A 12539-nucleotide genomic window follows, 5' to 3' on the forward strand; every position below is an offset into this window, starting at 1 on the left:
TCCGAAACCAGTTCGGCCAGCAATGGACGCGAGTCTGCACCGCCGACCCGCGATCGGCCCTCAGGCGTAGTTCTGGCCGCAGACGAGCATCCTGGCCAGCTCCAGCCAGGGGATCTCGGGGATGTCGCGCACGGGGGACTGCCGGGGGCCGTCGTCCTTCGGCAGGCGGGCGCCGTCGGACGCCGACCAGCCGCCGAAGGCGCCGGCGATCGCGCACTCGACGAAGGCGGCGGAGTCGAAGTTGCGCCACAGGGCGGGGGTGGCGCGCCTGCCGGTGCCCTCGGGGCGGGGCGCCTGGACGCCGTCCCCGTCGTCGCGGACCGGAGGCCGGGCGACGAAGTCCTCGAGGTCGGCGATCTGGGAGAGCAGGACCCGCTCCCAGTCGGCGTAGGACCGCGGGGCCCCGGTCAGGTCGAGGTCCTTGGTCGTCCAGGCCTCGTCGTAGGAGGGCGGCGGGGTGGACCCGGCGGCGGAGAACAGCGCGCCGACGTCGTCCAGGGTGAGATGGGGGCGGGCCCGCAGGCCCGAGCTGACCTTCCACATCGAGCGCAGGAAGGCCGAGAGCGACCAGGACGCGGCGCGCGCGTCCCGGCCGATCTTCAGGACGGTGAGGTAGAGATCACGGTTGGTCGTGAGCTGCGGATCGTCCGGGCCGTCGACCCAGTAGGTCTGCTTGTGCTGGACACCGCTCTCGAACACCAGCACGTGGGAGAGCGCCGAGACCCTTGTCTGGTGCGAGGCGACCCTAACCTGGTTGCCGTTGTCGTCCTGCCGCATCACGTCCCAGTTCATTCGGGGTAATTTACCCCTTCGCCCGATGTCTTACCTGCACCTCGGTGAAGCCCTCGAGGCCCCACGTGCCGTTCTCGACGCCGATCCCGGACCATTTGAAGCCGCCGAAGGGCTGGGCGGGGTGCAGGGCCAGATGGGTGTTCACCCAGGCCGTGCCGCATTCGAGCTCGTCGGCCACGGCGGCGGCCCGCTCGGTGTCGGTGCCCCAGACCGAGCCCGACAGCCCGAAGTGGGTGCCGTTGGCGCGGGCGACCGCCTCGTCCAGTGAGGTGTACTTCACGATCGGCAGGGCTGGGCCGAACTGCTCCTCGTCGACGATGCGGCTGCCGTCCTCGACCCCGGTCAGCAGGGTCGGCTCGAAGAAGTAGCCGGGCCCGTCCACGGGCTTGCCGCCGGTGACGGCGCGCGCCCCGCCGCTCAGGGCGTCGGCGACCAGCCCGGCGACGCGCTCGAACTGCGGCCGGTTGTTGAGCGGCCCGTGCGTGACGCCCTCCTCGAGCCCGGGGCCGACCTTCGTCCGGGCGGCCTGGTCGGCGAGGGCCTCGACGAGCTCGTCGTGCAGCGATTCCGGCACGTAGACGCGCTTGATCGCCGAGCAGACCTGGCCGTTGTTCTGGAAGGCCGCGCCGAACAGCTTCGCCGCGATGGCCGCGGGGTCGGCGTCCGGCAGGACGATCGCCGGGTCGTTGCCGCCGAGCTCCAGGGTCACCCGCTTGAGGTCGTCGGCCGCCGAGGCCGCCACCCGCTTGCCGGTGGCCACGCTGCCCGTGAAGGTGATCTTGCGCGGGACCGGGTGGACGGTCATGTGCGCGCCCAGCGGGTCGCGGCCGCTGACCACGTTGAGCACGCCCGCGGGCAGCACGTCGCGGAACAGCTCCCCGACGCGCAGCGTGGTCAGCGGGGTGAACGGCGACGGCTTGAGCACCATGGTGTTGCCCGCCAGCAGCGCGGGCGCGATCTTCCAGCAGGCCAGGATCAGCGGGAAGTTCCACGGGGTGATCGCCGCGACGACGCCCATCGGCCTGCGGACGACCTCGACGAAGGCCGCGTCGTCGTCGCGGATGACCTGGCGCGGCATCGGCAGGTCGGCGAAGTGCTTCAGCCAGACGCCCGCGCCGATGATCTCGAAAGTGGCCTCCTTGAGCGGCTTGCCCTGCTCGCCGACCAGGATCGGGGCGAGATCCCCCGCCCCGGCCAGGAGGAGGTCGCCCGCGGCGTGCAGGGCGGCGCGCCGGGCGTCCTCGTCCCGGCGCCAGGAGCCGTAGGCGGCCTCCGCCGCGGCGAAGGCCGCGTCGAGCTGCTCGGGCGAGCAGTCGGGGGCCTGCGCGTGCACCTCGCCGGTGGCGGGGTCGACGACATCGAAGACGTCCTTCGCGGGGACGTCCTCCCCGCCGATGGTCATTCCGTACACGCGCGCCTCCACGATAGAAACCGAATCCGGTTCGGTTCTACCACCGATCGCGGACGACTTCCACCGCGAGGCCCGTGGAGAGGGGGTCAGCCGTCGGTGAGCGCCTCCGCGGCGGCCCGCGCCGCCGGGCTGAGGGTCGCGGCGTGCAGCAGCTCGGTCCGGTGGACCAGCGGCGGCTCGGTCACCGGGACGGCGGTGGTCCAGCCGTTCGACAGCTCCGCCCGGTGCGGCAGGACGGCGAGCCCGTGGCCCCCGGCGACCAGCCTGAGCAGGCACAGGACATCGGTGCAGGGGTACCTCAGAGCGGGCCTGAAGCTCTCCGAGCCCACGGCCGCGCGCAGGGCCTCCAGCGGGACGGCCGTGTCGGTGGCGTCGATCCAGCGGGCCTCGGCGAGGTCGGCCAGGCGCAGCCCGGGCCGCCCGGCCAGGGGATGTCCCGGCGGCATCAGGACCGCGACGGGCTCCTGGGTGATCGCGATCGTCGGCAGCGGGCCCACATCGGGGAGGTTCAGCGGGTCGTCGGGGGCGGCGAGCCCGTCGACGAGGCCCAGATCGGCCTGGCCCGTCGCGACGGCGGCGCTGACCTCGAGCCTGGGCCGCACGGACACGGTGAACGCCCGGCCGGGACGCCACGCCGCCGACAGCCGCTCCAGCGAGGCCGCCAGCGGGGAAACGGCCAGGGCGACCTCCCCGGACGGCGCCGTCACCAGCCGCTCGATGTCGGAGCGGGCCGCGTCGAGCCGCAGCAGCAGCGGCACCGCGTGCTCCAGCAGCCGTTCCCCGACCGGGGTGGGGCCGACCGGGCGGCGGGTCAGCAGCGCCGCCCCCAGATCCTGCTCCAGCGCGGCGATGTGCTGGGAGACGGCCGACTGGGTGTAGCCGAGCTCGGCGGCGGCCTCGGAGAACGAACACAGCCGGGAGACGGCCACGAACGTGCGCAGCAGATGCGGATCCATGAGCATCAGTATCGCTAATACCGGCAGTGCGAATCATCGTTGGACGCACGGCCGCCGCTCCGTGACCATGGAGACATGCTCACCCACACCGCCCGGATCGCCCTGGTCGGAAACCGCTCGGAGAACATCCGCGCCCACGCCAGGGTGCCCCGGATGATCCAGGCGCTCGCCGACCGGGACCAGCTCGTCCTCGACGCCTACTGGATCCCCACCGAGGAGGCCCACCAGGGTCTCGAGGCCTTCGACGGGATCTGGCTGCTGCCCGGCAGCCCCTACCGCAGCGAGACCGGGGCCGTGGCCGCCGTCCGCACGGCCCGCGAGAACGCGATCCCCTTCCTGGGCACGTGCGGCGGCTTCCAGCACGCGGTCCTGGAGTTCGCCAGGAACGTCTGCGGGCTCGCCGGGGCCCGCAACGCCGAGTCCGAGCCGGGAGCGACCGAGGATCTGGTGATCGTCCCGCTGACCTGCTCGCTGGAGGGGCACGAGACCGAGGTCAGGATCGCCCCCGGCTCCACGGCGGAGGCGCTGCTCGGCGCGGAACGCTCCATCGAGCGTTTCTTCTGCTCCTACGGGCTCAACAACGCCTACCTGCCCCTGCTGGAGGCCGCCGGGCTGCGCTTCAGCGGCCGCGACACCGACGGCGAGGTCCGCGTCGCCGAGCTACCCGGGCACCCGTTCTTCCTCGGCACCCTGTTCCAGCCCGAGCTCGCCGGCGACGGCACCCGGGCCCACCCGATCCTGCGCGGCTTCGCCTCGGCGGCCGTCGCCCACTCCTCGATGGTGACCTCATGACCCAGACCGTGTCCCCGCCCGCCGCCGCGACCGGCCGTCCCTGGGCGGCGCTGGCGGCCGTCACCGTGACCGTCCTGGCCTGGGCCTCGGCGTTCGTCGTGATCCGCTCGGTCGGCGAGGACTTCGGTCCCGGGCCGCTCAGCCTCGGCCGGCTGCTGATCGGCAGCATCGTCCTCGGCGGGATCCTGCTGGCCCGCAGGACCTGGGTCACGCCCACCCGGCGCGAGTGGGGCTTCGCCGTGCTGTGCGGGCTCGGCTGGTTCGGCGTCTACAACGTCGCGCTCAACGCCGCCGAACAGCGCATCGACGCCGGGACGGCCGCGATGCTCGTCAACGTCGGGCCGATCCTCATCGCCCTGCTCGCCGGGTACTTCCTGAAGGAGGGCTACCCCCGGTGGCTGCTCATCGGGGCGGCCGTGGCCTTCGGCGGGGCCGTCCTGATCGGGGTCGCGACCAGCCACGACAGCGGAACCGACCTCGCCGGGGTGCTGCTGTGCCTGGTGGCGGCCGTCACCTACGCGATCGGCGTGGTCTCCCAGAAGCCGATCGTCCGGCGGATCCCGCCGCTCCAGGCCGTCTGGATGTCGTGCACGATCGCGGCCGTGGCCTGCCTGTTCTACCTGCCGGGACTGGCGTCGGACCTCGGCGGGGCCTCCGGCGGCTCGATCTCCGGCCTGCTCTACCTCGGCCTGGTCCCGACCGCGCTGGCCTTCACCACCTGGGGATACGCCCTCAGCCGGATGAACGCCGGGCGGCTGGGCGTCACGACCTACGTGGTCCCGCCGCTGACCATCGTCATGGCGCTGGTACTGCTCGACGAGTCCCCGGCCGTCCTGGCCCTGGCGGGCGGCGTGGTCTGCCTCGTGGGCGTCGCCCTCTCCCGGCGCGCGTCCCGCTGAGGACGGGGCGGCGGTCACTGGTCCCCGGGTCGGCCTCCCTGGTCGACTCGGGATCATGCGTTCCGTACCTCTCGCCGCCGCCCTCGCCCTGTCCGCCTGCGTCCTCACCGGCGCCTGCACCGTCACCGCCGGGGGCTCGGTGACCCCGGGCAAGACCGGCCGCACCAAGACCGGGCAGAGCACGACCGGGCGGACCGGCACGACGACCGCCGGGCCGACCGCCAGGGCGACCGTCCCGGCGCAGGACGGCCCGCGCCGCGTCGTCAGCGCCGCCACCGCGGGCGGCCTGCCGAAGGGCACCGGCGACCAGGCCGTCACCGACGTCCCGGTGGACCCGGGCGAGGTCCGTGACGGCATGAACCTGGTGATCGAGAACTACGTGCGGCCGGGATCCGGCGATCCGGTCCTGCTCGTCGCCGTCGACGGCGTCACCGACGGCACGGAGAAGCGCCGCGAGCACCTGTGGCGCGGCCTGCTCGACCGCCTCCAGTGGGACGGCGGCGTCGACTCCCGTCCGGTGGCCGCGGGGCCGCTCGGCGGCTCCGTCGAGTGCTTCCTCGTCTCCCTCGCCCAGGACGGCAACGTGGTGTGCGGCTGGGCCGACGCCACGACCGCGGGCATCGCCCTGATCCCCGACAGCACCGTCGCCACCGCCTCCCGGCTCTTCCTGGCGATCCGCGCCGACGTGGAGGGCTGAGCCCGTCCTACGGCCGGAGGAAGCGGGCCGCCGCCTCGGTGCGGGTGGAGACGCCCAGCTTGCCGAGGATGTTGGAGACGTGGACGCTGGCCGTCTTGGGGGAGATGAACAGGGCCGCGGCGATGTCGCGGTTGCTGCGCCCCTCGGCCAGCAGCCGCAGCACCTCGTTCTCGCGCGCCGTCAGCACCGGCAGGACGGGCGCGGCGGTCAGGAAGCCCGCCCGGCCGCCGAGCTCGGTGAGCACCCCGAGCAGGGGGGCCGCGCCCAGATCCGTCGCGGTCTCGGCGGCCTCCCGCCAGGCGGACTCGGCCTCCTCGCGCAGATCGTTCCTGAGCAGGACGTCCGCGAGGCGCCACTGCGAGCGGGCCTTCTCGTACCGGAAGCCGTAGTCGAACGCCTCGGCCACCGCCCGCCACGCCTCGGGGGTGTCCTCGCCCCTGCCCCGCAGGTACTCGGCCTCGGCCCTGGCCAGCCAGGCGCGGCCCTCGCCGCCCAGCCAGTTGCGGGGCTCACCGGAGAGGGTGAGGGAGGCGGAGTGGCGGGCCTCGGCGAGGAAGGCCTCGGCGGCCTCGGGATCGGCTCCGTCGCCGAGATCGGCGAGCGCGCCCAGGGCGACGGCGTCGACCCGGATCCGCGGCGTCAGCGACAGGCTCGGCAGCGCGTCCAGGGCGCGCCTGGCATGCCGCAGCGCGGCGGCGTGGTCGCCCGACCAGGCCGCGTGCTCGGCCGCGAGCCCGCCGGACATGTAGATCAGGAACGGGCCCTCGTCGTCGTGGTCGAGGTTGAGCCGGTCCATCCAGCGCAGCCGCTCCTCGACGACCGGAGCGCCCCTGGCGACGTCGAGGAACAGGGCGTAGGCCGACACCTGGGCCTCCCCGGTGGTCGCGGCGCGCACCGGGAAGCCTTCGGCGTAGGTCTCCGCGCTCTTCCAGTCGCCGATCGTGTAGGCCACGAGCAGTTGCAGGCAGCGGATCGACAGCCCGTACCCGCTCCACATCAGGCCCGCGGACGCGGCCTCCTCGACGGTCTTGTCGATCGCCTCCCGCGCGGCGTCCAGGTCGCCCCGGTCGAAGTGGCCGCGGGCGTAGGAGTAGGCGGCCCTCAGGTAGACCTCGGGGTCGCCGAGGTCCCGGCCGAGCCGGTAGGCCCGCGCGAACAGGTCCATGCCCTCCTTCTCGGAGGTGAGGCTCTCGTGGTAGATGCCGAGGGTCACCAGCGTGCTGGCCTCGGCGTCGAGCGCCCCGGACGCCCGTCCCGCGGCGACGGCCTCGGCGGCCCTGTCCTCGAAGTCGCCGTACTCGTCGGAGAAGATGACCGACCGCACATAGGTCGCCAGCGCCCTGGCCCGCTGCGGGGTCGGCGGGTCGGCGGGCAGCACCTCGATCGACTCCCGGGCCACCACCACCGACTCGTCGTCGCGGTCGAGGTCGGACAGGTAGTAGGCCAGCCGCTCCAGCACCTCGGTGAGCAGCAGCGGGTCGGGTTCCGCGCCGGACCGCCCGCCGCGCAGGAGGTCGCGGAGCGTCTCGAGCCGGTGGACGGCGCGGCGGACCTCGCCGCTCAGCGCCTCGGCGGTCACCGCCTGGAGCGCCAGATGGACCCGGTCGGTCCCGGCGGCCTCCGCCGGGCCCGGCACCCGCTCCCACAGGGCCAGCGCGCGGTCGTAGTGGACGTGCGCCTCGTTCGGCGCCCCGATCCTGATCGCCTCCCGGCCCGCCTCGACGGACGCCGCGAACGCGCGCGGAAGATCATGGGCGGCGAGGCTGTGGTAGGCCAGCTCGGCGGGGCGCCCCCGGCCGACCAGGCAGGCCGCGAACGCCGCGTGCAGCCGGGTGTTCTCGCCCGGCAGCAGGTCGCCGTACACGGCCTCGCGCAGCAGCGCGTGCCGGAACACGTAGCCCTCGCCGTGCGGTTCGAGCAGACGGTGCGAGACGAGCTCGCGCAGGGCCCGCTCGCACCTGTCCTCCTCGAGCTCGGACATCTCGCGGAGCATCGAGTCGTCGATGCGCTGACCCGCCACCGACGCCACCCGGACGACCTGCTGGGCGTCGTCGGACAGCCGCTCGACCTTGGCCAGCAGCAGGTCGACCAGCCCGGTCGGCAGATCGTCGCCGGCGTCGAAGAGCTCCCCGGCGTAGAAGGCGTTGCCCTCGGAGCGGGCGTGGATCCGCGCGGCCTCCTCGGGGCTGGTGCCGCCGAGGGTCGCCAGGTAGCCGGCGGTCTCGGCCGCCTCGAACGGCCTGACCTCCACGGCGGTGACGGTCGGCTGCCGCAGCAGCTCCGCGACGACCGGACGCAGCGGATGCCGCCGGTGCAGGTCGTCGGAGCGGTAGGTGCCGATGACCGCGACCCGGTCGCGCTGGAGGAACCGGCTGAGGAAGGTCAGCAGATGCCGGGTGGAGGCGTCCGCCCAGTGCAGGTCCTCCAGCACCAGCAGGACGGGCCTCTCCTCGGCCAGCTCGGCGAGCAGCCCGAGGACCGCGCCGAACAGCTGCTGCTGGACCGGTCCCGCGCCGTCGCCGTCGGTGCCGTCGGGCAGCAGCCTGCCCAGCACCGGCCGGGCCCTCAGCCGCTCGGCCACGGCGGGCCCGCCACCGCGGAGCGCCTCGGCCAGCGGCAGGTAGGGGACGCTCTCACCGAGTTCGGCGCACTGCCCGGCCAGGACGGTCCAGCCGCCGCGCGCGCCCTCGATGATCTCCGTGGTGAGCCGGGTCTTGCCGACCCCGGCGTCCCCGCTGACCAGGACGAGCCCGCTCTGCCCCGCCGCGGCCCGGGCCAGGACCTCGCGCAGGGCCTCGACCTCGGGTTCGCGTCCGATCAGTGCCGCCATGACGGTGATTATCCCTGACCAGGCGGGTGTCCCGCGCGGTCAGAACTCCGGCGGGAGCGAGGTCGAGGAGCGGGTGATGAGCTCGTAGGCCATGAGGATCCGCCGGGCCCCGCCGCCGGGGGCGTCGTCGAGGCCGTCGTCGAGCAGGAGGCGTCCGACGGTGCGGCCCTTCTCCGACTTGGGCTGGCGGATGGTGGTGAGCCCGGCCTCGCCCGCCGCGGGGATGTCGTCGAAGCCGGTCACGGAGACGTTGTCGGGGACCGTCAGGCCCCTGTCGTGGACGGCCGCGAGGGCGCCGAGCGCGATGAGGTCGGTCGTCGCGATGATCGCGGTCGGCCGGGGGTGGAGGTCCAGCAGCCTGGCGGCGCCCGCCCGGCCGCCCTCACGGGAGTGGATCGCGTGCTGGACGGCCACGTCGTCCCAGGACAGGCCCGCCTCCTCGACGGCATCGCGGAACCCGGCCAGGCGGGCGGCGACCGCCCCGAAGGAACCGGCGTCGGCCAGATCGATGCCGGCGGGGCCCGGATGGAGCACCCCGAGCCGCCGGTGGCCGAGCCGCAGCAGGTAGGAGGCGACGGTGTGAGCGGCGGCCCTGTCGTCGACGCCCACGAACGGGACGCCGTCCAGGTAGGGCTCGCCCGCGATCACGTAAGGGAGCCGCCGCTGGCGGAGCGCCTCCAGCGCGGGGTGGTCTTTATCGAGACAGAAGGCGATGAAGCCGTCGACGATCGCCTCGCGGACGGCCGCCTCGGCGGAATCGTGGTCGGGCCAGGCCATCAGCAGCAGGCTGGTCGAGGAGATCTCGGCGATCTCGGCGAGGCCGCGCAGGAACGCCACCGCGTAGGGATCGGTGAAGGCGTAGGACAGCTCCTCGGTGAGCAGCACGCCCACCACGCCGGAACGGCCGCGCCGCAGGGTGCGGGCCGCCGGATCGGGCCCGGAGTAGCCGAGCTCCTCGGCGACGTCGAGGATCCGCTGCCTGAGCTCGGGCGCGAGCTGGTCGGGCCGCGAGAACGCGTTCGACACGGTCGTGCGGGAGACCCCGACGGCCTCCGCGATCGTCTTCAGTGTGACGCGTGCCATGTTTCCAGATCCTAGTTCTGAATTGATTCAGAAGCCAAGCCGGGTTATTCTGGACTCAGATCTGAATCGATCCAGAAGACGGCTTAGGCCAGAAGGTGGCTCTCATGAGCGTTCCGATGTCCGCTCCTTTCCTCAAGGCCCAGTACGACTACGCGCGCAGCGCCCTGCCGAACGCGCCCGTGGTCCCGCACGTCGAGAAGAAGGCCCGGGCCGTCACCGCCCGCCGCGCCCTCTCCAAGGTCCTCTACCGCCTCGCCGACCAGGTCAGCCCGGGTCGTGACGAGCACGATCTCGCCGCCTAGACTGCGGCGTCGGGCCAGACGGGAATCTATGGGGATGGAGTCCCGTCCGGCCTAACGGCCCGCGGAGGTCCCTCAGGGGTGGGGTGGTCCTCCGCGGGCGCCAACGAGGAAGGCCCGATCCGTTCGCGGATCGGGCCTTCTTTCTTTCGCTTTCCTCCCGCTACAGGGCGAGCAGCCGGTCGAGGAGGGTGCGGTAGCCGCGGAGCGACTGGCGCAGCTCCTCGGTGTTGTCCTTCTCGTTGCTCCAGCGGTCGTCCAGCTCCCGCTTGCGCTCGGTGAGCGCGGTGGTCAGGCTGGTGACGACCTCGTCGGCGAGCTGCTCGGCCTGGCGGACGGTCTCGTAGGGGTCGTCGACGAAGTTCGCCTGGACCTCCTGCCAGCGCTTCCGGAAGCCCTCGCCGTAGCCCTCCTCGAACAGCGAGCGGTCCTCGTCGTTCGTGCGGGGCAGGTCGGCGGGGACGTCGCTCGAGGGCACGTCGGCGGGCACGGCCTCGACCGGCACCGCGTCGACATGGCCGTCGTCGGCCGGGGTGTCGCCCGGGGCGGGGTCGCCGGCGACGAGCAGGTCGTCGTCCTTCGGCGTCTCGTCCCGCGGGGTCTCGGCGGTCTCGGCCGTGTCGGCCGTGTCGTAGGGGCCGTCCTCGGGATAGGGGTCGCCGGTGTGGTCGCCGACGCGCTCGCCGGTGACGTGGCCCTCCTCGTGGGCGGTCTCGGCCTCGTGGCCGAAGCCCTCGTTACGGGACCGGCTCAGGTCCTCTTCTTCCCGGTCTCCCGAACCCATCGGATACGCGGTCATGAGCTAGCTCCTCTCGTCCGGACGCGGACGTGACTTCTGCAGGTCGTCGGGGTCGGGGGCGGGCGCGTGGACGCCCTCCCGCGCGGGGTGCTCCGGCGCCCCGCCCGCAGCGGCCTCGACGGGGTCGCCCGGGGTGCGGACGGAGCCGGGGTCGTCGGCCGGGCCGGGGGCGGTGCCGGTCGCGGTGTCGGTCGTGGTGCCGGTCGTGGTGCCGGTTCCGGTGGCGCCGACGGGCTCATCGGTGTCCCGGCGGCCGTGCAGGTGCTCGGCCGCCTCGGGGAGAGCGGAGCGCTCGTCGTCGGGGACGGCGAGCAGGTCCTCGAAGAGGGCGCGGTAGTGGACCATCGCCTGGCGCAGGTCCTCGGTGCCCGCCTCCTTGAGGGTGGCGCGCTCGCTGATCGCGTGGGCGGCGTGGTAGTGGTCGAGCGTCCGGCCGTGGTCGACGGAGAGCAGCGCGACGCGCTCCTCGAAGCCCTCGGTCGGGTAGCCGCGGTCGCGCATGACGAGCGTGACGAGCCGGTCGGCGTCCGCGACGGCCGTCTCGGGCGTGTCGACGAAGTGCTCCTGCAGCCCGGTCCACTCGCGGCGGTACCGTTCGCGGGCCTCGGGGTCGAGGTCCTTGAGGTCGAGCTCCTGGTGGCGCTGCTCGCGTTCGAGGAGCTCCTTCTCCGCCGTCTTGCGGTCGCCGGCGGTCTCTACCGTGCGTTCGTATTCGGGGCCGAACCTGCGGCGCAGCCGCTGCGTCCGGGCGCGCTCGTAACCGAACACGCCCACGGCGGCGACCACGATGAGGACGGCTACGGCTATGACGACCATGATCGTGGTCGACATGTGTGCCTCCTATGAAGTCGAATGATGTGCAGCCGAGTGCCCCGGGCAAATGGGGTGAAACCTCGCGGTGTCTTTCGGGTGGTCCCGTGTGATAAGGGTTTGCCCGATCGCGGCGGGTCCGGCAGTCTGGGCGGGTCGGAGGTGAACCCGGACGGTCCGCGGAGCGTCCTACTGATGACAAGGGGGCGAGTGACATGAGCATGCGACGGGTGGATCGGACGGGGCCTCGGCCCGTCCCGGCGGACACGCCTCCGGAGGAGGAGCGCCGTCCCGCACGGTGGGTGTCGCTGGAGGCGGAGCCGCCCTCCCAGGGGCCCGACAGGGCAAATGGGGAGATTGACGGCTAGGTCGCTTTAGGCCGGGTATGGTCGGCCGATGTTCGATGGTCTGAAGAAATTCCTGCTGCGCGGCAACCTGGTCGAACTGGCGGTGGCCGTCGTCATCGGCGCCCAGTTCAGCGGCCTGGTCAACCAGTTCGTCAAGTCCTTCATCTCCCCGCTGCTGAGCCTGGTCGGCGGGGACACCGACCTGAGCCGGCTCAAGTTCACGATCAACAAGAGCGTGTTCACCTACGGCGACTTCCTCACGGTCCTGATCGCCTTCGTGATCGCCGCGGTCGTCGTCTACTTCGTCCTCGTCCTGCCGGTGGCGCGCGTCGTCGCGTTCATCGACCGGAACAAGGAGGCGACCGAGCGCGAATGCCCCCACTGCATCAGCAGCATCCCGATCAGGGCGCGGGTCTGCGCGCACTGCGGCCACGAGGTCCCCACCGCCGCCCCCTCCGCGGCCGGGTAGGCGCCCGGCGGGCGGGCTCCCGGAGAGCCGGAGCCCGGTGGGTACCTTGGAAGAGTGGAACGCCGGAAGCGCATCTACCTGATCATGATGGGCACGTGCCTCACGCTGTACGTGCTCTCCTGGACGGTCGTGCGCTTCTGGTCTTCCACCGCCGCGATCGTCATGGCGATCGTGGCCTCGATCATCCCGCCCGTCGCGGTGATCCTCGCCAACCGCCCGGACTGACCGGCCTCCCCGTCGTCACCCAGGTGAGGAACTGACAGCGGTTTCTGTCGCACCGGAGGATTGTTCCCCGGCCGCAAGTCGATGAATGTGTGGATAACAGCAAGATCCACCTGTTAAGAATCGGTTCGGG

Annotated in this window: 13 protein-coding genes; 6 read left to right on the forward strand and 7 right to left on the reverse strand. The window is 72.8% G+C overall.

The features are described from left to right. Positions 1 to 60: 60 nt before the first annotated feature. The 3 genes from ABD785_RS11235 to ABD785_RS11245 form a co-directional block, all read right to left on the reverse strand. Entirely contained in the window at positions 61 to 792 is a 732-nt protein-coding gene (locus ABD785_RS11235) for a hypothetical protein (protein WP_344825827.1), read from the reverse strand. Between the two features lie 10 nt (positions 793 to 802). Next, positions 803 to 2194, reverse strand: coding sequence for an aldehyde dehydrogenase family protein (locus ABD785_RS11240; protein WP_344827080.1), 1392 nt, complete (start codon positions 2192 to 2194; stop codon positions 803 to 805). A 95-nt stretch (positions 2195 to 2289) separates the two neighbouring features. Then, positions 2290 to 3159: a LysR family transcriptional regulator gene (locus ABD785_RS11245; protein WP_344825830.1), complete on the reverse strand. Its 870-nt coding sequence runs from the start codon at positions 3157 to 3159 to the stop codon at positions 2290 to 2292. A 75-nt stretch (positions 3160 to 3234) separates the two neighbouring features. Here ABD785_RS11245 and ABD785_RS11250 point away from each other — a divergent pair, with 75 nt between their 5' ends. The 3 genes from ABD785_RS11250 to ABD785_RS11260 are packed head-to-tail and all read left to right on the forward strand — an operon-like array spanning position 3235 to position 5547. After that, complete coding sequence (locus ABD785_RS11250; protein WP_344825833.1) at positions 3235 to 3951, forward strand: CTP synthase C-terminal region-related (seleno)protein; 717 nt, start codon at positions 3235 to 3237, stop codon at positions 3949 to 3951. Then, entirely contained in the window at positions 3948 to 4850 is a 903-nt protein-coding gene (locus ABD785_RS11255; RefSeq protein WP_344825835.1) for a DMT family transporter, read from the forward strand. Before ABD785_RS11250 ends, ABD785_RS11255 begins: the two co-directional genes overlap by 4 nt. A 55-nt stretch (positions 4851 to 4905) precedes the next feature. After that, on the forward strand, positions 4906 to 5547 hold the full coding sequence (locus ABD785_RS11260; RefSeq protein WP_344825837.1) for a hypothetical protein: 642 nt from the start codon (positions 4906 to 4908) through the stop codon (positions 5545 to 5547). Positions 5548 to 5554: 7 nt separating this feature from the next. On the opposite strand, the gene ABD785_RS11265 is transcribed toward ABD785_RS11260, so the two are convergent. Both ABD785_RS11265 and ABD785_RS11270 read right to left on the reverse strand, forming a co-directional pair. Further along, a complete protein-coding gene (locus ABD785_RS11265; protein WP_344825840.1) occupies positions 5555 to 8377 on the reverse strand; it encodes a helix-turn-helix transcriptional regulator in 2823 nt (940 codons plus the stop codon). A 39-nt stretch (positions 8378 to 8416) separates the two neighbouring features. Then, positions 8417 to 9460, reverse strand: a complete 1044-nt coding sequence (locus ABD785_RS11270; RefSeq protein ID WP_344825843.1) for a LacI family DNA-binding transcriptional regulator — start codon at positions 9458 to 9460, stop codon at positions 8417 to 8419. Between the two features lie 104 nt (positions 9461 to 9564). Here ABD785_RS11270 and ABD785_RS11275 point away from each other — a divergent pair, with 104 nt between their 5' ends. Continuing rightward, positions 9565 to 9762 carry a hypothetical protein gene (locus ABD785_RS11275; RefSeq protein ID WP_344825846.1) on the forward strand — a complete coding sequence of 66 codons (198 nt, stop codon included), beginning with the start codon at positions 9565 to 9567 and terminating at the stop codon, positions 9760 to 9762. A 160-nt stretch (positions 9763 to 9922) separates the two neighbouring features. Here ABD785_RS11275 and ABD785_RS11280 read toward each other — a convergent pair whose 3' ends face one another. Together ABD785_RS11280 and ABD785_RS11285 are read right to left on the reverse strand one after the other, a co-directional pair. Beyond that, complete coding sequence (locus ABD785_RS11280) at positions 9923 to 10558, reverse strand: hypothetical protein (RefSeq protein WP_344825848.1); 636 nt, start codon at positions 10556 to 10558, stop codon at positions 9923 to 9925. 3 nt (positions 10559 to 10561) lie between these two features. Then, a complete protein-coding gene (locus tag ABD785_RS11285; protein ID WP_344825851.1) occupies positions 10562 to 11389 on the reverse strand; it encodes a hypothetical protein in 828 nt (275 codons plus the stop codon). Positions 11390 to 11764: 375 nt separating this feature from the next. Here ABD785_RS11285 and mscL point away from each other — a divergent pair, with 375 nt between their 5' ends. Beyond that, entirely contained in the window at positions 11765 to 12184 is a 420-nt protein-coding gene (mscL, locus tag ABD785_RS11290; RefSeq protein ID WP_344825853.1) for a large conductance mechanosensitive channel protein MscL, read from the forward strand. 54 nt (positions 12185 to 12238) lie between these two features. After that, positions 12239 to 12409 carry a DUF3099 domain-containing protein gene (locus ABD785_RS11295; RefSeq protein WP_344825856.1) on the forward strand — a complete coding sequence of 57 codons (171 nt, stop codon included), beginning with the start codon at positions 12239 to 12241 and terminating at the stop codon, positions 12407 to 12409. Positions 12410 to 12539 lie beyond the last annotated feature (130 nt).

The sequence above is a fragment of the Actinocorallia longicatena genome, from assembly GCF_039534125.1.
Lineage (GTDB): Bacteria > Actinomycetota > Actinomycetes > Streptosporangiales > Streptosporangiaceae > Actinocorallia > Actinocorallia longicatena.